Source organism: Pseudomonas sp. B1(2018), from assembly GCF_003097365.1.
Taxonomy (GTDB): domain Bacteria; phylum Pseudomonadota; class Gammaproteobacteria; order Pseudomonadales; family Pseudomonadaceae; genus Aquipseudomonas; species Aquipseudomonas laurylsulfatiphila.
In genome coordinates this window covers 16,484-34,972 of sequence record NZ_PYUK01000016.1, presented here as the reverse complement: position 1 = coordinate 34,972, position 18,489 = coordinate 16,484, and the positions used below count along the sequence as shown (strand labels likewise).

The window sequence follows — 18,489 nt, the reverse complement described above, 5'->3', positions numbered from 1 at the left end:
TGCTGGATAATAAAGCATGACCCGCTTGACGGCTAGCGCCGTCGGAGACCCTTGCAATGCCTGATCAAGATGTACGCTTGCAACACCTGAAAGTTTGGCTCGATGAACAATTGGCGACCCTTTTTGCCGAGCAGGGTTGGGGCGTCGTACCCCCGGCCACGTTGACCGCGGCCAGCAGCGACGCGAGTTTCCGGCGGTATTTCCGCTGGGAAGGCGATGGCAGAAGTTTCATCGTGATGGACGCGCCACCGCCCCAGGAGAACTGCAAACCCTTCGTGGATATCGCCTTTTTGCTGGCGAAATCCGGAATAAACGTGCCGAAAATTTATGCCGAAGACCTGGAGCGCGGTTTTCTTTTGCTCAATGACCTGGGCAACAAGACCTATCTGGACGTCATCGACAGCGAAAACGCCGACGATTTGTTCAAGGATGCCTTGCAGGCGTTGCTGGCTTTCCAGCAGTTGCCGATGGTTGCGCCGCTGCCGAGCTATGACGTGGCATTACTGCGTCGCGAACTGGAACTGTTCCCCGAGTGGTACGTGAAGCGCGAATTGGGCATCGAATTCGACGCGGCTCAGCAAGTGCTCTGGCAGCAGGTCAGCGATCTGTTGATCGACAGCGCCCTGGCACAGCCAAAAGTCCTGGTGCATCGCGACTACATGCCGCGCAACCTGATGCTCAGCGAGCCCAATCCCGGCGTGCTGGATTTCCAGGATGCGGTATATGGCCCGGTGACCTACGACGTGACCTGCCTGTTCAAGGACGCCTTCCTCAGTTGGCCCGAGGAGCGTGTACACGGCTGGCTCGAAAGCTACTGGCAACAGGCGGGCGCCCTCGGTATTCCGGTTCAGCCCGAGTTCGAGGACTTTCTGCGTGCCAGCGACTTGATGGGGGTGCAACGTCACCTGAAAGTCATCGGTATTTTCGCGCGTATCTGCCATCGCGACGGCAAACCGCGTTATCTGGGCGATGTTCCGCGTTTCTTTGCCTATATAGATGCCGTGATCGCTCGCCGCCCCGAACTGGCCGAGCTAGATGTGCTGTTGGCCAGTCTGCGTGCCGGAGTGAAAGCATGAAGGCAATGATTCTGGCCGCGGGCAAAGGCGAGCGCATGCGCCCGCTGACCCTGACCACGCCAAAACCGCTGGTGCGTGCCGGCGGCGTGCCGCTGATCGAGTATCACCTGCGAGCGCTGGCTGCCGCCGGGTTCACCGACATCGTGATCAACCACGCCTGGCTCGGTCAGCAGATCGAAGACTATCTGGGCGATGGTTCGCGTTATGGCGTGAGCATCCAGTATTCGGCGGAAGGTGAACCCCTGGAAACCGGCGGCGGGATTTTCCGTGCCTTGCCGTTGTTGGGAGATGAAGTTTTTGTGGTGGTTAACGGCGATATCTGGACCGATTACGACTTCAGTGTGCTGCACCAACCCATCAATGGCCTGGCGCACCTGGTGCTGGCCAGCAACCCGCCGCATCATCCGGCCGGGGACTTCAGCCTGGTCGGGAATCAGGTGCACGACGGTCAACCGCAGGCTCCCACCCTGACCTACAGCGGCATCGCCGTGTTGCACCCGCAGTTGTTCGACGGTTGCACCGCCGGGGCCTTCAAGCTCGCGCCGCTGCTGCGCAAAGCCATGGCTGACGGGCAGGTGACCGGCGAGCAGTTGCGGGGGCACTGGGTCGATGTCGGTACTCACGAGCGTCTGGCCGAAGTTGAAACATTAATAGAAGCGAGCCGCTGACATGCTGTGGCCAGGGACTCTGATAGGAGCCGGAGCGGGCTTTGCCATAGCCAGCATTCCGGGGGCCATGCTCGGCGCATTGTTGGGGCAGGCGCTGGATCGACGCTTGCAGTTGCAGAGCTGGGGGCATTTGCGGGAGAAACTGGGCGGCCGCCCGGTGCTGCGCAACGATGAATTGCTGTTTGTCCTGCTGGGACGCCTGGCCAAGTGCGACGGCCAGGTGATGGCCGGGCACATCGAACAGGCCCGTGCGGAAATGCGCTCGCTGGATATGTCCGGGCCGGCTCAGCGCCGTGCAATTGCCGCGTTCAACCGTGGCAAGTCGGGTCGCGATCGGCTACGCGGGTATCTGCGTCGCCTGAGTGCCCAGCCCCATGCGGCGGAGGGCGTGTTACGCGCCTGCTGGCGAATGGTGTGGGCCGATGGTCGTGCCGGCAGCAGTGAGCGTGAGTTGATCCGCCAGTGGGGCCAGTGGCTGGGCTGGACGCCGCACCAGGTGCAGGCGTTGGCCCACGATTATGAGCCGCAGAGGCGGCCATTGGGCGGCAGCGTACCAAGCTATCAGGACGCCTTGAAGCTGTTGGGGGTGTCGGCCACCACTGAACCGGCGCAGATCAAGCGTGCTTACCGGCGCCTGCTCAGTCGCCATCATCCGGACAAGATTGCCGGCAGTGGTGCGACGGCGATGCAGGTGCGTGAGGCCACCGAGAGAACGCGTGAACTGCATAGTGCCTATACGCTGATTCGGGAGCGGCGGGATTTTCGCTAGCCCGGAAAACTTGCGTCGCCAGTGATACCGCTATCGCGAGCAAGCTCGCTCCCACAGGTTTGATGTCGTCTGCCATTTCGTGACCGGCATAAAACCTGTGGGAGCGGGCTTGCTCGCGAATGAAGCGCCTCGGTCTGTCAGTCTGTCGCAGGCTGTGGATTCAACCAACCCCGCACCCGCCGGAACAATTGCTCCTGTTCGGCCTTGCTATCGGGCAAGGCCTTGAGTGCGACCTGGCTGAATGTCGAGGACTTCAAGCGTTTGCTGGCCTGCAGGCGTTCCAGCGCGGCGTTGCGGTCCAGCGCTTTGTCTTTGTAGTAGATATCGGCGGTCGGCAGTTTCAGGGTCGGGGTCAGTTCCGCCAGCTCGGGCTTCGCTGCCGCCGGTGTGCGAGTGGCGACCATGACCAGTTTCTCGACTTGCGATGGCTGCTTCTCGCTCAGGTAGCGCGTCGCCCAATAGGCACCCGTGCCATGCCCCAGCACTACGATGCTGCGGGCGCTTTGTTGTTCGGCAAACGCAATCGCGGCGTCGATCCGGGCGAAGATGCGCTCGGCATCTGCCCTGGATTGTTCTTCGGTGGTGTCAGCGATGGCCTTGTCGGCCACATCGGCCTCGCCACCGGCCACCTGTTCGATCGGGGCGGCGGTGGTCGAGTCCTTGCTGCCGGCTTCGGGGGCCTTGGGTGCCGGCGTTGCCTCCACGATTCGTGGCGCAATGGCATCGCTTTGCAGGTCCGGCAAGGTGATACTCAGGCTGCTCCACTCGGCGTCCGGCAATTTGCGCCGCAAAGGACCGACCGCTTGCGGCCAGTCAACAGTTTCGCCGGCGCCCGGGATGATAATCACCGCGCCTTTGGGTTCGGCGGTATTGGCCGGTTTCCACAAGGCCAGAAAAGTGTCGGTGCCCGCTTGCAGTTGTTGCTGTTCCTGAGCCGGGATTTTTCGCTCAAGTGCAGTCGCTTCTTCCTGACTGCGCTCAGGCAGCGGCTGACGTTCGAGTGGTTTTTCTTCGGCGGGCTTTTCTGTTGCGGCAGGCGCCGGTTCGGCCGCCTCCACGGAAAAAACGCAAGGCAGGATCAGCGACATGCACAATGCTGGCAGTGCCAGGCGGTAGACAGGGGGCATTGGATATTCCAGGCCAGAAGATGTTCCGGCAGCCTAATGGGTTGGTCAGTATTTGTCAGTGTGTGAGAGTTCAATGATGCGTTTTCGCTGCCTGTGGGTTATCGGCTGTTTGTGGTTTCCCTTGATGGGTTGGGCGGCAGTCGTGCCCCCGGCGCACGTTGCCCAACTGACCCCGAAACAACAGCACTGGCTGACGCAGCAGGGCGAGTTACGGGTCGGACTGGTGTTGCAGGCACCCTATGCGCAATACGATCGCCGCTTGCAGCGCCTGTCCGGGGTGAATGTCGACTTGATGAAGCGGTTGGCAAAGACCCTCGACGTCGAGTTGAGCTGGCGCAACTTTCCCGACCTTGAACAACTGGAAGCTGCCGCACGCGAAGGCGAAATCGACATCGCCCCGGGACTGACCCAGACACCCGGCGGGCTGCGCCTCTGGCAATTCTCCGACCCCTACATGCGGGTGCCGCAACTGGTGGTCAGCGACCAGAAAAGCGCCGGGGCGATCGAACTGGAGAAGCTCGACAGTCAGACCCGCGTCGCCGTGCGCATGCCCAGCGCCATCGCCGATTACCTGCACGGCAACTATCCACACCTGAATCTGCAGGGCGTCCCGATGGAGCGCCAGGCATTGCAGTTAGTGACGGGCCAGCAGGCGGCTTATGCGGTGGTCGATGAAGCGCAATTGGGGCGCCTCTCCGTCGAGCCGGAGTTTGCCGGGTTGGTGGTGGTCGGGGATGTCGGCCTGCCGCAGCTGTTGCGGGTAGCCACGCGTCGCGACAAGCCGGAACTGGCGGGTATTGTCGAAAGCGCATTGCGGGCGATCCCGGCCAAGGATCTGGAGCAACTGCACAATCAATGGCTGCAGCCCAAGTATCCACGCCTCACCGAGTCGCGGGGGTTCTGGCAAAACCTCTGCCTGTTGCTGGCCGTGCTGGCGTCGAGTTGCATGGCCATCGTGTTCTGGCAGCGTCGCCAGCAGCACAGCCTGGAACAACGCCTGATGGCTGCGCAGGAAGACATTGCCTTGCGTGCCGCCAGCGAAGAGGCGTTGCGGCTGACCCAGTTTTCCATCGATCAAAGCACCGTCGGCATCCTCTGGGTCAACTGGGACAGTCACGTGCGCTACGCCAATCGTGCGGCGGAAAGCATGCTCGGCTATCCATCCGGCGCGATCATCGATCGGCCGCTGATCGATTTCGAACCCGGCCTGCACATGGATCGTTGGCTCAATCTGTGGAAGCGTGCCCGGGCCAGTGAAGAGGGCCCGCAAAGCTTCGAAACCAACTGCGTGCGCGCCGACGGCAGCATACTGCCGGCCGATGTTTCATTGAGTTTTCTGCGTTTTCGCGATGGCGAATACCTGGTGGTTTACCTCAACGATGTCACCGAGCGGCGCCGCGCCCTGGCGGCCTTGCAGGAAAGCGAGGCGCGGCTGCAGGGCATCGCCGCCAACGTTCCGGGGCTGGTTTTCCGCCTGGAGCGGGCACCGGTGACTGGCCAGATCGACTTTGCCTATATCAGCGAAGGCAGCGAAAGCCTGGTGGGTTATTCACCGGCCACCCTGGCGCATCGTGACAAAGGCCTGCGCAGCCTGGTGCATCCGGATGACAAGGCGAGTTATCACCAGACCCAGGATCATGCGCTGGATACCGACAGCGACTGGTCGTGGCAAGGGCGAATCCTCACGCGTCAGGGCGAGCAGCGCTGGGCGGAAATCAAGGCCATCACCCGCCGGCTGGAAGACGGCGCCTATGTCTGGGACGGCATCGTCTGGGACATCAGCGAGAGCAAGCGCATCGAGCTTGAGCTGGCCAGTTCCCGGGAACAACTGCGTGAGTTGTCCGCGCACCTGGAGAGCGTGCGCGAAGAAGAAAAAGCGCGCATCGCCCGGGAAGTTCACGATGAACTGGGGCAGATGCTGACCGTGCTCAAGCTGGAAACCTCCATGTGCGAACTGGCTTACGCGCAACTTGATCCGGGCCTTAACGAGCGCCTGGGCAGCATGAAACGCCTGATCGCTCAGCTCTTTCAGCTGGTTCGCGACGTGGCGACTGCCTTGCGCCCGCCGATTCTCGATGCCGGCATTGCCTCGGCCATCGAATGGCAGGCCCGACGATTCGAGGCGCGTACGCAGATTCCGTGTCTGGTGCAGGTACCGGACAATCTGCCGGTGCTCAGCGATGCCAAGGCCATCGGCCTGTTCCGGATCCTTCAGGAAGCACTGACCAATGTCATGCGCCATGCCCAGGCGCATACTGTTGAACTGACACTGGCGCTGGAAGGCGATGTGTTGTGTCTGACGGTCGCCGATGATGGCGTAGGATTTGTTGCTGCGCCTGGCAGGCCAACGTCCTTCGGGATCGTCGGAATGCGTGAGCGGGTGTTGATCATGGGAGGGGAGTTGTCCCTTGAGAGTGAGCCGGGTGAGGGTACGACGCTGAGTGTGCGCGTTCCACTGGATGCAGCCTGATTGTTTAATGTTGTCTGTACTGACGCCTTCGCGGGCAAGCCCGCTCCCACAGGGGATCTAGGGTGGTCACAAAATCCATTGTGGGAGCGGGCTTGCTCGCGAATGATCTTGAATCTGGAGAAGAACGTGATCCGTGTACTGGTAGCCGAAGACCACACCATTGTCCGCGAAGGCATCAAGCAGCTGATTGGCCTGGCCAAGGACTTGCTGGTGGTGGGGGAGGCAAGCAATGGCGAGCAGTTGCTCGACACCTTGCGTCATGTGCCCTGCGAAGTGGTGCTGCTGGACATCTCCATGCCGGGCGTCAATGGCCTGGAGGCCATTCCGCGGATTCGCGCCCTGAACAATCCGCCGGCGATCCTGGTGTTGTCGATGCACGACGAAGCGCAAATGGCTGCCCGGGCGCTGAAGGTCGGGGCCGCCGGTTATGCAACCAAGGACAGCGATCCGGCACTGTTGCTGACGGCCATTCGCAAAGTGGCGTCAGGCGGGCGTTATATCGACCCTGAACTGGCCGACCGCATGGTTTTCGAGGTCGGCCTGACCGACTCGAGGCCATTGCATTCGTTGCTCTCCGAGCGCGAGTTTTCCGTGTTTGAACGCCTGGCCCAGGGTGCCAACGTCAACGACATCGCCCAGCAACTGGCACTGAGCAGCAAGACCATCAGCACCCATAAGGCGCGGCTGATGCAGAAGCTCAACATCACCTCGCTGGCGGAACTGGTGAAGTACGCGATGGAGCACAAGCTGCTCTGACTCTGCACGCGATCTCCCGTAGGAGCTGCCGCAGGCTGCGATCTTTTAGCGGCCTCAAGGTCGCTGAAGATCAAGAGATCGCAGCCTGCGGCAGCTCCTACAGGGGACGAGGGGGCGTATCCATTTGCGACAATGCCCGCCAGTGCTTTTGCCTTTGCTGGCGGCCTGCAGCTGACCGCCGGTCACTGCGGTTGCCAAAACGCGCCATCCTTGTAGGGCAATCCCTACCCCCAACCTTCCATCCGGCTGAGGCGAATCTCTCTTGCCCCCCGATTTGCGTGGTCCCCAGCGTCCACTAGGCTTAACCCCACAGCAGTCATCAACAACAAAGGTGTGGGTATGAGCCAGGTCGATTCAAGCGCAGGGGCCAATGATGTTCTGGTCAGCTTTCGTGGAGTGCAGAAGAGCTACGACGGCGAGAACCTGATCGTCAAAGACCTCAACCTGGACATTCGCAAAGGCGAATTCCTCACGTTGCTCGGGCCGTCCGGCTCCGGCAAGACCACCAGCCTGATGATGCTCGCCGGCTTCGAAACGCCGACCGCAGGCGAAATCCTGTTGGCCGGGCGCGCCATCAACAACGTGCCACCGCACAAGCGCGACATCGGCATGGTGTTTCAGAACTACGCCTTGTTCCCGCACATGACGGTGGCCGAGAACCTGGCGTTCCCGCTGACCGTGCGCGGGATGAACAAGAGCGATGTCAGTGCCCGGGTCAAGCGCGTGCTGAGCATGGTCCAGCTCGACAGCTTCGCCCAGCGTTACCCGGCGCAGCTCTCCGGTGGTCAGCAACAGCGTGTGGCCTTGGCCCGGGCGCTGGTGTTCGAGCCGCAACTGGTGCTGATGGACGAACCTCTCGGCGCACTCGACAAACAACTGCGTGAACACATGCAGATGGAAATCAAGCACCTGCACCAGCGCCTGGGCGTCACCGTGGTCTACGTGACCCACGATCAGGGCGAAGCCCTGACCATGTCCGACCGTGTGGCGGTGTTCCATCAGGGCGAAATCCAGCAGATCGCGCCGCCGCGCACCCTCTACGAAGAGCCGAAAAACACCTTCGTCGCCAACTTCATCGGCGAGAACAACCGTCTCAATGGCCGCCTGCACAGCCAAACCGGCGACCGTTGCATTGTGGAGCTCGGGCGCGGCGAGAAGGTGGAAGCCCTGGCGGTCAACGTTGGCCAGACCGGCGAGCCGGTGACCCTGTCCATTCGTCCGGAACGAGTGAGCCTCAACGGCTCCAGCGACCAATGCGTCAACCGCTTCTCCGGGCGGGTCGAGGAATTCATCTATCTGGGCGACCACGTCCGGGTGCGCATGGAAGTCTGCGGCAAGACCGACTTCTTCGTGAAACAACCGATTGCCGAGCTTGATCCCTCGCTCGCCGTCGGCGACGTGGTACCGCTTGGCTGGCAGGTCGAGCACGTTCGTGCACTCGATCCCCTTCTAGAGGCGAACTGATCGCCCCGGCAATACCAACACCAACCCTGCACGTGGAGAGAACAATAAATGTTGAGATCCCTGAAATTCACCGCTTTGGCACTGGGCATGATGGGCGCGGCACACGCAATGGCGGCCGGCCCTGACCTGACCGTGGTGTCCTTTGGCGGGGCGAACAAGGCGGCTCAGGTCAAAGCCTTCTACGCACCGTGGGAAGCGGCAGGCAACGGCAAGATCGTGGCCGGCGAGTACAACGGCGAAATGGCCAAGGTCAAGGCCATGGTCGACACCAAGAGCGTGTCCTGGGATCTGGTAGAGGTTGAGTCGCCGGAACTGTCCCGTGGTTGCGACGAAGACATGTTCGAACAGCTTGATCCGAAGTTGTTCGGCAAGACCGAAGACTACGTCAAGGGCGCTATCCAGCCGTGCGGCGTGGGTTTCTTCGTGTGGTCGACCGTGCTGGCCTACAACGCCGACAAGCTGAAAACCGCACCGACCAGTTGGGTGGATTTCTGGGATACCAAGCAGTTTCCGGGCAAGCGTGGCCTGCGTAAAGGCGCCAAGTACACCCTGGAATTCGCTCTGATGGCCGACGGCGTTGCGCCGAAGGACGTCTACAAAGTGCTGGCCGGCAAAGACGGTCAAGACCGCGCGTTCAAGAAGCTCGATGAACTCAAGCCGAACATCCAGTGGTGGGAAGCCGGTGCACAACCGCCGCAATACCTTGCTTCCGGTGACGTGGTCATGAGTTCGGCCTACAACGGCCGGATCGCTGCCGTGCAGAAAGAAAGCAACCTGAAAGTCGTGTGGAACGGTGGCATCTACGACTTCGATGCATGGGCCATTCCAAAAGGTCTGGACGCCAAGCGTGCTGAAGCAGCGAAGAAGTTCATCGCCTTCTCGGTGATGCCACAGCAGCAGAAGACCTACTCGGAAAACATCGCCTACGGCCCGGCCAACACTCAAGCCGTACCCTTGCTGGCCAAGGATGTCCTGAAGGACATGCCGACCACCCCGGAAAACATCGCCAACCAGGTGCAGATCGACGTCAGCTTCTGGGCTGACAACGGCGAGCAACTGGAACAGCGCTTCAACGCCTGGGCAGCGAAGTAATCCTTCGCCCGTAGGAGCTGCCGAAGGCTGCGATCTTTTGATCTTCAGCGGTCTCAAGGACGCCAAAAGATCGCAGGCTGCGCCAGCTCCTACAGGAGCGGCGTAATTGATGAATGTTGATGTAATGCGGCATCACCATGGGTGATGCCGCCCATCCAAAGATTTCCGGAGTACGTCATGGCTATCGCCGTTCCCCTGAACGAGGGCACCAGCCCCACCTTGAAGCAGCGGCTCAAGCACGCCGAGCGGGTCAACCGCTGGAAGGCCCAGGCGTTGATCGCGCCGCTGGTGCTGTTTCTGTTGCTGGTGTTCCTGGTGCCGATCGTGGCGCTGCTCTACAAAAGTGTTGGCAACCCGGAAGTGGTCGGCGGCATGCCGCGCACCGTGACTGCCATCGCCAGCTGGGACGGCCGCGGCCTGCCCGCTGAACCGGTTTACAAAGCGGCGGCCGAAGACCTCGCCGAAGCCCGCAAGAACCAGACCCTGGGCGATCTGTCCAAGCGCCTGAACATGGAGCTGGCCGGCTACCGCAGCCTGCTGACCAAAACCGCCCGCGCCTTGCCGCTCGCCACCGAGCCGGCCTCTTATAAGGAAGCGCTGGAAGGCCTCGATGAGCGCTGGGGCGACCCGGCCTACTGGCAAGCGGTGCGCCGCAACACCAGCAGCATCACCCCGTATTACCTGCTGGCGGCTGTCGATCATCGCATCGACGACCTCGGCGAAATCGCCCCGGCCACCCCGGACCAGGCGATCTACCTCGACATCTTTGCCCGCACTTTCTGGATGGGCCTGATCATCACCGTGATCTGCCTGGTGCTGGCGTATCCACTGGCTTACCTGCTGGCCAATCTGCCGTCGCGCCAGAGCAACCTGCTGATGATTCTGGTGCTGTTGCCGTTCTGGACCTCGATCCTGGTACGGGTCGCGGCGTGGATCGTGTTGCTGCAGTCGGGCGGCCTGATCAACAGCGGCCTGATGGCCATGGGCATCATCGACAAGCCGATCGAACTGGTGTTCAACCGCGTCGGTGTCTACATCTCCATGGTGCACATCCTGCTGCCGTTCATGATCCTGCCGATCTACAGCGTGATGAAAGGCATCTCGCCGACTTACATGCGCGCCGCGATTTCCCTCGGCTGCCATCCGTTCGCCAGTTTCTGGCGGGTGTACTTCCCGCAGACCTATGCCGGTGTCGGCGCCGGTTGCCTGTTGGTGTTCATCCTCGCCATCGGCTACTACATCACCCCGGCATTGCTGGGCAGCCCGAACGATCAGATGGTCAGCTACTTCGTCGCCTTCTACACCAACACCAGCATCAACTGGGGCATGGCGACCGCACTCGGTGGGCTGCTGTTGCTCGCAACGGTCGTGCTTTATCTGATTTACAGCTGGCTGGTAGGCGCGAGCCGCCTGCGCCTGAGCTAAGGGGAGAACGAAATGCTGAGTCCTTACATGTCGCCCATCGAACGGGTGTGGTTCTACAGCTTGCGGATTCTCTGCGGCTTGATTCTGTTGTTCCTGATCCTGCCGGTGCTGGTGATCATTCCGCTGTCGTTCAACTCCGGCAGTTTCCTGGTGTACCCGCTGCAAGGTTTCTCACTGCAGTGGTACCACGATTTCTTCGCCTCGGCGGAGTGGATGCGCGCCCTGAAGAACAGCATCATCGTCGCCCCGGCGGCCACGGTGCTGGCCATGGTCTTCGGTACATTGGCGGCGATCGGCCTGACCCGCGGCGACTTCCCCGGCAAGGCGCTGGTGATGGCGCTGGTGATTTCGCCGATGGTGGTGCCGGTGGTGATCATCGGTGTGGCCAGTTACCTGTTCTTCGCTCCGCTGGGGCTGGGTAACAGTTTCTTCTCGCTGATCGTGGTGCATGCGGTGTTGGGTGTGCCGTTTGTGATCATTACCGTGTCGGCGACCTTGCAGGGGTTCAACCACAATCTGGTGCGGGCAGCTGCGAGCCTGGGTGCTTCGCCGCTGACCACGTTCCGCCGGGTGACCTTGCCGCTGATCGCGCCGGGCGTGATCTCCGGGGCGCTGTTCGCCTTCGCGACGTCGTTCGATGAGGTGGTGGTGACGCTGTTCCTCGCCGGCCCTGAACAAGCGACCCTGCCACGGCAGATGTTCAGCGGCATCCGCGAAAACCTCAGCCCGACCATCGCCGCCGCGGCGACGCTGCTGATTGCCTTCTCGGTGATCCTGTTGCTGACCCTGGAATGGCTGCGTGGGCGTAGCGAGAAACTGCGAACCGCGCAGGTCTGACCCGATCCCTGTAGGAGCTGCCGAAGGCTGCGATCTCTTGATCTTGAAAAGCAAAGTCAAAAGATCGCAGCCTGCGGCAGCTCCTACAAAGGGCGATCTTCATTCATGGCTTGAATGGCAGACAAACCCCAATCCCCAGCTACTATTGTGCCCAGCTCCCCTACCTATAAGAGGCTGCGCACATGAGTCTTTCCTCTTTCAAGATCGCTCACAAACTGATCACCGGCGCAGGTGCCATCGAGCAGCTGTCCGCCGAGCTGGCGCGTCTGGACATTGATAATCCGCTGATCGTCACCGATGCCGCCCTGGTCAAGTCCGGCACGGTAGAACTGGCGCTGGCGCAGTTGGGCGAACGCAGCTACGAAATTTTCGACCGGGTACTGCCGGACCCGGAAATCGCCATCGTCGAAGATTGCATGCAGGTGTATCGCGAGGGCGGGCATGACGGCCTGATCGGCCTGGGCGGCGGCAGTGCCATCGACATTGCCAAGAGCGTGGCGGCCTATGCCGGATACCACGGTGCGCTGGAGGATCTGTTCGGTATCGATCAGGTGCCGCGCAAAGGCCCGCCGTTGATCGCTATCCCGACCACGGCCGGTACCGGTTCGGAAGTGACCAACGTCGCCATCCTTTCCGACAAGGTCGCGCAACTGAAAAAAGGTATCGTCAGCGACTACCTGTTGCCGGATGTGGCGCTGGTCAGTCCGCAAATGACCCTGACCTGTCCGCGCAGCGTCACGGCGGCCAGCGGCGTCGATGCGCTGGTGCATGCCATCGAATCCTATCTGTCGGTCAATACCTCGCCGATTACCGATGCCCTGGCCATCGGCGCCATCAAGTTGATCGCCAAGGCCTTGCCCAAGGCCTACGCCAACCCGTCGAACCTGCAAGCCCGGGAAGACATGGCCACCGCCAGCCTGATGGCCGGCATGGCGTTCGGCAACGCCGGGGTCGGCGCGGTGCATGCGCTGGCGTATCCGCTAGGCGGACGTTTCAACATTGCCCATGGCGTGAGCAATGCCTTGTTACTCCCCTATGTCATGACCTGGAACAAGATGGCCTGCATCGAACGGATGCAGGATATCGCCGAGGCCATGGGCGTGAAGACCGCTCATCTGAGTGTCAACGAAGCTGCTGACAAAGCCGTGCAAGCCATGACCGAGCTGTGTGCCGCCGTGGAAATTCCCCAGGGCCTGCGCAGTTTCGGTGTACCCGAGGACGCGATCGCATCCATGGCCGTGGAAGCGGCGGGGATCGAGCGCCTGATGCGCAATAACCCGCGCAAGTTGAGTGCCGTCGATATCGAAAAGATCTATCGCGCGGCGTACTAGAGGCTTTGCCGTTGATGGATGATGGCAAGGTCCAATCATCGCGCTCACGGTGCGCGCGTCAAAGCATGAGGTATACAATGCGCGCCATCGTGATTCTGCTCAGAAAAGGTGCGTCATGCAGCCCTTCGTAATTGCTCCATCGATTCTCTCCGCCGACTTCGCCCGCCTGGGTGAAGAAGTGGACAACGTCCTGGCCGCCGGCGCCGACTTCGTGCACTTCGATGTCATGGACAATCACTACGTACCGAACCTGACCATCGGCCCGATGGTCTGCTCGGCACTGCGCAAGTACGGCGTGACCGCGCCGATCGACGCGCACCTGATGGTCAGCCCGGTGGACCGCATCGTCGGCGACTTCATCGAAGCCGGTGCGACCTACATCACCTTCCACCCGGAAGCCACCCAGCACGTCGACCGCTCCCTGCAACTGATCCGTGAAGGCGGCTGCAAGTCGGGCCTGGTGTTCAACCCGGCGACCCCGCTGGACGTACTCAAGTACGTGATGGACAAGGTCGACATGATCCTGCTGATGAGCGTCAACCCGGGCTTCGGCGGGCAGAAGTTCATCCCCGGCACCCTCGACAAACTGCGTGAAGCGCGGGCCTTGATCGATGCTTCGGGCCGTGACATTCGCCTGGAAATCGACGGCGGCGTGAACGTGAGCAACATTCGCGAAATCGCTGCGGCCGGTGCTGACACCTTCGTCGCCGGTTCGGCCATCTTCAATGCGCCGAACTATCAGGAAGTCATCGACAAGATGCGCTCCGAACTGGCGCTGGCTCGCCCATGAGTGGCTTTGAGCAGCTGTTCCCGGGGCAATTGCCACGGCTGGTGATGTTCGATCTGGACGGCACGTTGATCGATTCGGTCCCGGACCTGGCAGTGGCTGTGGACAAGATGCTGCTCAATCTCGGTCGCCAACCCGCCGGCCTGGAAGCGGTGCGCGAATGGGTCGGCAATGGCGCGCCGGTACTGGTGCGTCGCGCGCTGGCCGGCGGCATCGATCATTCGGCGGTCGATAACGCCGAGGCCGAACGGGCGCTGGAGTATTTCATGCAGGCCTATGGCGAGAGCCATGAGCTGACGGTGGTTTACCCCGGCGTGCGCGATACCCTCAAATGGCTGCAAAAGCAGGGTGTCGAGATGGCGCTGATCACCAACAAGCCGGAGCGATTCGTCGCGCCGCTGCTGGACCAGATGAAGATCGGCCGTTATTTCCGCTGGATCATCGGCGGCGACACCCTGCCACAGAAAAAGCCCGATCCGGCCGCGCTGTTTTTTGTGATGAAAATGGCCAACATTCCGGCTTCGCAGTCGTTGTTCGTCGGCGATTCACGCAGCGATGTGCTGGCGGCGAAAGCGGCTGGGGTCAAGTGTGTGGCCCTGAGCTACGGCTATAACCATGGGCGGCCGATCGCCGAAGAATCGCCGGCGCTGGTGATCGACGACCTGCGCAAACTAATTCCCGGTTGCCTGGATCCGGCCGCTGAGATAACGTTGGCCGACGCTGTCAAACCCCCTTCTGGAAACGCCATCGTGGTGGTCACTCGCAAACTCTGGATGAAAGTCATCAAGGCCCTGGCCCGCTGGCGTTGGCGCGCCTGACTTGATCCTGGCCGGTTTCCGGCGCGTTTGCATACCTGACCGTTCGACCCTCAAGCCACGAGGCACCTCATGATCCGCGAAGAATTCCTGCGTTTGGCCGCTGCCGGCTACAATCGCATTCCGCTTGCCTGCGAAACCCTGGCCGACTTCGACACGCCGCTGTCGATCTACCTGAAGCTGGCCGACGAGCCCAATTCCTACTTGCTGGAGTCCGTGCAGGGCGGCGAGAAGTGGGGCCGTTACTCGATCATCGGCCTGCCGTGCCGCACCGTGCTGCGGGTTCACGACCATCACGTCAGCGTGACCGTCGACGGCGTCGAGACCGAAAGCCACGACGTGGAAGACCCGCTGGCCTTCGTCGAAACCTTCAAGGCACGCTACAACGTGCCGACCATTGCCGGCCTGCCGCGTTTCAACGGCGGCCTGGTGGGCTACTTCGGTTATGACTGCGTGCGTTATGTGGAGAAGCGTCTGGGCAAGTGCCCGAACCCGGATCCGCTGGGCGTGCCGGACATTCTGCTGATGGTCTCCGACGCCGTCGTGGTGTTCGACAACCTCGCTGGCAAGATGCACGCCATCGTGCTGGCCGACCCGGCGCAGGAAGATGCCTTCGAGCAAGGCCGCGCGCGCCTGGAAGAGCTGCTGGAAAAGCTGCGCCAGCCGATCACCCCGCGCCGTGGCCTGGACTTCAGCCAGCAACAATCGGCTGACCCGGTATTCCGCTCCAGCTTCACCCAGGACGATTACGAAAAAGCGGTCGATACCATCAAGGAATACATCCTGGCCGGTGACTGCATGCAGGTCGTGCCGTCCCAGCGCATGTCGATCGACTTCAAGGCCGCGCCGATCGATCTGTACCGCGCGCTGCGCTGCTTCAACCCGACGCCTTACATGTACTTCTTCAATTTTGGCGACTTCCACGTCGTCGGCAGTTCGCCGGAAGTGCTGGTGCGGGTCGAAGACAACCTGATTACCGTGCGCCCGATCGCCGGCACCCGCCCACGCGGGGCCAATGAAGAAGCTGATCTGGCGCTGGAAAAAGACCTGCTGTCGGACGACAAGGAAATCGCCGAACACTTGATGCTGATCGACCTCGGTCGCAACGACACCGGTCGCGTCTCGGAAATCGGCTCGGTGAAGCTCACCGAGAAAATGGTCATCGAGCGTTACTCCAACGTGATGCACATCGTGTCCAACGTGACCGGGCAACTTAAGGCCGGGCTGACGGCAATGGATGCACTGCGGGCGATTCTGCCGGCGGGCACCTTGTCTGGCGCACCGAAGATTCGCGCGATGGAAATCATCGACGAACTGGAGCCGGTCAAGCGTGGCGTCTATGGCGGTGCGGTCGGTTACTTCGCCTGGAACGGCAACATGGACACCGCGATTGCGATCCGTACGGCGGTGATCAAGAACGGCGAGCTGCACGTGCAGGCCGGTGGCGGGATCGTCGCCGACTCGGTGCCGGCATTGGAATGGGAAGAAACCCTGAACAAGCGCCGCGCAATGTTCCGCGCCGTGGCGCTGGCCGAACAAACCCCGAACACCTGAGTTCACTTTTAATACTGTTGCAAAGGGCTTTTTGTGGCGAGGGAGCTTGCTCCCGCTGGCCTGCGCAGCAGGCCCCATCGACGACTGCTGCGCAGCCGAACGCGAGCAAGCTCGCTCACCACAATAAGTGTTCAACATAAAAAAACGCGGCGCCTGTAAGGGCGCCGCGTTTTTTATTGCCGGCACATCAGAAGTCCAGCGCAACACCTACGTTGATGCCCTGTTGGGTGAAGTCGTCGTCCCTGCGAATGTTGTAGCTGGCGCGCAATGCCAGGTCGCGGGTGAGGTTGTGGCTCACCCCCAGGTTCACGCGCTGCAAGTGGCTTTGCGGGGTGTAGCCTTCCAGCGTGAACTGGTTGTTCGGCAGGCTGTTGAGGTTGATGCCCACGTCCTGGGTATCGTCGTTGTACTCACGCTCGATTGCCGCTTCGCCGAACACCTGGGTTTGCGGGGTGATCTGGTATTTGCCCTGCAGGCCAGCACCCAGGCGTCGGGAGATCACTTCCTGATCGGCAAAGGTCAGCGCCGTGGAATCGTTGCCGTCCTCCGAGTAGCCGTCGACTTTCGCCTTGGAGAAATCAGCGCTGATAAACGGCGACACGTGCCAGGGGCTGCTGGCTTGTTGTGCAATGTCGTAACCCAGGCGAGCGCTGAAGGCTTCGATGTAGCCGCTGGTATCGCCTTTTTCACTGCGTTCGTTGGCACCCAACTGGAACTTGCGCTTGAGGCTGTCGTAATCCAGATGGCCGGCCGTCAGCGCCACGTCAGCCCAGACACGGTTTTGCTGGTATTGGGCGAATGCCGTGCCCAGGTAAGAGTTGAGCTTGTAGTCGGAGTCGTTGCTGCCGGCTTCGAGTTTCTGGTTATAGAAACCCGCCGCCAGGCCAACGCGCCAGGCATCGTCGATGCGGTAGCTGCCCCCGATGTTCAGGTTGGCTCCATTACCGTCGGCACTGACCGCGCTGTCCTGGCTGTCAAAGTCCTGATGCTGTCCGCCGCCAGAAACAATGGCTCGCCATTGGCCGACGCCCTGCCAGTTTTGCCAATCGGCCAGCCACTGGTTGCGCAATTCATCCTGATGCGCGCGCAGGGTGCCTTGGGCCATTTCCGGCAGTAATGTCAGCTCCCACGGTGCTGCCAACAGGGAGTACGCGTAGTCGGCAATCAGGCGCTGCCCGGCTTCTGTGGGGTGCACGGAGTCGTTGTAGATCAGTTTGGTCGGGTCAGGCGTGGCGCTGTTGATGCCGTAACGGGCGTTCTCGGTACAACCGTTGCCGCTGAAGCAGGTGGCGATGAGGTTCTGGTCGGTGGCCAGACCAAATTGCGCCGGATTGGCGAACGTCTCTTTGAGCAGTACCGGAATGTTGAGCGGGATGACTTCGGCATTGATGTTCTGCAGTCGGCTGACCAGTTCATTATTGAACTGGGCGCTGAGTTGGGACGTGAACGCTTGCAGCGGGGTGCCGTTGAACGCCGGGGTGAAGCCGATATCGGGCAGCAACCAGACCATGACGTATTTGGCGCCGGCGGTTTGCAGTGTCTGCACGCTGTCGGCCAGTCGATCGGCTGCAGCGCTGGCCTGGGGCAAGCTGGTGACGCGACCTTGCAGGAAGTCGTTACCACCACCCGACAGGTAATACAGTGCGTTCGGGTCGGCACGGAAGTTGTTCGACGGCAGGTAGCCGGCGCGGGTGCGTTCGCCAGTGGCGGAAACGCTGGTGATCGAATCCAGGATCTGATCCGTGCGGTAGCCGCCGACGGCCCAGTTGTTGCCATCGGGCTGGCCGTTGTCGGCACGCACCGCCGAAGATGATGACGCAGTCTGGTCCGCCGAGACCCCGAGTTTTCCACCCAGTATCTGCGTGGAGTTGAGCGAGCGGACTTCGCCGCTGCCATCCAGATACACCGGCCCTGTCCGGTTGGTAAAGCGCTGCGTCGCCCCGGCAGGGCCGCCGGTGTCGGCAAAGGTCCCGGCGTCGTTGAGGCTGTCCCCGAAGACCACGAAATTTGTATAAGGATTGGGTGCGGCGTTTGCCTGGGCGCATGCCATCGCGAGCAAGCATCCTGCGAGCGGTACAAACAACGACTGTTTGATCATGAGCAAGTCCGTTTATTTATTGTTGTAGTGAACGAAACGACAGTACCAAAAACGTTCGGCCTTTTGCCATCTGTCGCGAAGCCTTTGATAGTTTCGCGGGCAGTACCCCCGGCGATATTGCACGCTCTGCCCAGCTACGATACTGTGCCGGGACGTACGAACGAGACCTTCCCCGTGTTGATCATCAGTAAACTCCTGGATCAAGTCATCAAGGCACACG

The 18,489-nt window shown here is 61.2% G+C and carries 15 protein-coding genes; 13 read left to right on the top strand and 2 right to left on the bottom strand.

Annotation, left to right across the window (positions count from 1 at the left end; translation table 11 throughout):
• The first annotated feature begins 56 nt into the window (after positions 1–56).
• The 3 genes from C9422_RS22835 to C9422_RS22825 are packed head-to-tail and all read left to right on the top strand — an operon-like array spanning position 57 to position 2,513.
• Complete coding sequence (locus C9422_RS22835; protein ID WP_116582246.1) at positions 57–1,076, top strand: aminoglycoside phosphotransferase family protein; 1,020 nt, start codon at positions 57–59, stop codon at positions 1,074–1,076.
• Positions 1,073–1,744: an N-acetylmuramate alpha-1-phosphate uridylyltransferase MurU gene (gene murU / locus C9422_RS22830; RefSeq protein WP_116582245.1), complete on the top strand. Its 672-nt coding sequence runs from the start codon at positions 1,073–1,075 to the stop codon at positions 1,742–1,744. Before C9422_RS22835 ends, murU begins: the two co-directional genes overlap by 4 nt.
• Position 1,745: 1 nt before the next feature.
• Entirely contained in the window at positions 1,746–2,513 is a 768-nt protein-coding gene (locus tag C9422_RS22825) for a TerB family tellurite resistance protein (RefSeq protein WP_116582244.1), read from the top strand.
• A gap of 137 nt (positions 2,514–2,650) precedes the next feature.
• On the opposite strand, the gene C9422_RS22820 is transcribed toward C9422_RS22825, so the two are convergent.
• Positions 2,651–3,640 carry an alpha/beta hydrolase family protein gene (locus C9422_RS22820; protein ID WP_116582243.1) on the bottom strand — a complete coding sequence of 330 codons (990 nt, stop codon included), beginning with the start codon at positions 3,638–3,640 and terminating at the stop codon, positions 2,651–2,653.
• Between the two features lie 73 nt (positions 3,641–3,713).
• On the opposite strand from C9422_RS22820, the gene C9422_RS22815 reads away from it, so the two are divergent.
• From C9422_RS22815 to trpE, 10 genes are all read left to right on the top strand, one after another.
• Positions 3,714–6,110, top strand: coding sequence for a PAS domain S-box protein (locus C9422_RS22815; RefSeq protein ID WP_116582242.1), 2,397 nt, complete (start codon positions 3,714–3,716; stop codon positions 6,108–6,110).
• Between the two features lie 102 nt (positions 6,111–6,212).
• The gene (locus C9422_RS22810; protein ID WP_007993216.1) at positions 6,213–6,866 is read left to right on the top strand and encodes a response regulator transcription factor; all 654 of its coding nucleotides are present in this window, start codon (positions 6,213–6,215) and stop codon (positions 6,864–6,866) included.
• A 339-nt stretch (positions 6,867–7,205) separates the two neighbouring features.
• A complete protein-coding gene (locus C9422_RS22805) occupies positions 7,206–8,330 on the top strand; it encodes an ABC transporter ATP-binding protein (protein ID WP_095964077.1) in 1,125 nt (374 codons plus the stop codon).
• Between the two features lie 48 nt (positions 8,331–8,378).
• Complete coding sequence (locus tag C9422_RS22800) at positions 8,379–9,422, top strand: ABC transporter substrate-binding protein (protein ID WP_056726652.1); 1,044 nt, start codon at positions 8,379–8,381, stop codon at positions 9,420–9,422.
• A 177-nt stretch (positions 9,423–9,599) separates the two neighbouring features.
• Positions 9,600–10,847 (top strand): ABC transporter permease, encoded by a 1,248-nt coding sequence (locus C9422_RS22795; RefSeq protein ID WP_007980201.1) that lies wholly within the window; start codon positions 9,600–9,602, stop codon positions 10,845–10,847.
• Between the two features lie 12 nt (positions 10,848–10,859).
• Positions 10,860–11,684 carry an ABC transporter permease gene (locus C9422_RS22790; RefSeq protein WP_007980200.1) on the top strand — a complete coding sequence of 275 codons (825 nt, stop codon included), beginning with the start codon at positions 10,860–10,862 and terminating at the stop codon, positions 11,682–11,684.
• Between the two features lie 182 nt (positions 11,685–11,866).
• Entirely contained in the window at positions 11,867–13,015 is a 1,149-nt protein-coding gene (locus tag C9422_RS22780; RefSeq protein ID WP_116582241.1) for an iron-containing alcohol dehydrogenase, read from the top strand.
• A gap of 115 nt (positions 13,016–13,130) precedes the next feature.
• Positions 13,131–13,805, top strand: a complete 675-nt coding sequence (gene rpe / locus C9422_RS22775; protein WP_116582240.1) for a ribulose-phosphate 3-epimerase — start codon at positions 13,131–13,133, stop codon at positions 13,803–13,805.
• On the top strand, positions 13,802–14,620 hold the full coding sequence (locus C9422_RS22770; protein ID WP_015097053.1) for a phosphoglycolate phosphatase: 819 nt from the start codon (positions 13,802–13,804) through the stop codon (positions 14,618–14,620). Before rpe ends, C9422_RS22770 begins: the two co-directional genes overlap by 4 nt.
• Before the next feature lie 69 nt (positions 14,621–14,689).
• On the top strand, positions 14,690–16,171 hold the full coding sequence (gene trpE / locus C9422_RS22765) for an anthranilate synthase component I (protein ID WP_095964072.1): 1,482 nt from the start codon (positions 14,690–14,692) through the stop codon (positions 16,169–16,171).
• A 187-nt stretch (positions 16,172–16,358) separates the two neighbouring features.
• Here trpE and estP read toward each other — a convergent pair whose 3' ends face one another.
• Positions 16,359–18,269 carry an esterase EstP gene (gene estP / locus C9422_RS22760; protein ID WP_116582239.1) on the bottom strand — a complete coding sequence of 637 codons (1,911 nt, stop codon included), beginning with the start codon at positions 18,267–18,269 and terminating at the stop codon, positions 16,359–16,361.
• Between the last annotated feature and the right edge of the window lie 220 nt (positions 18,270–18,489).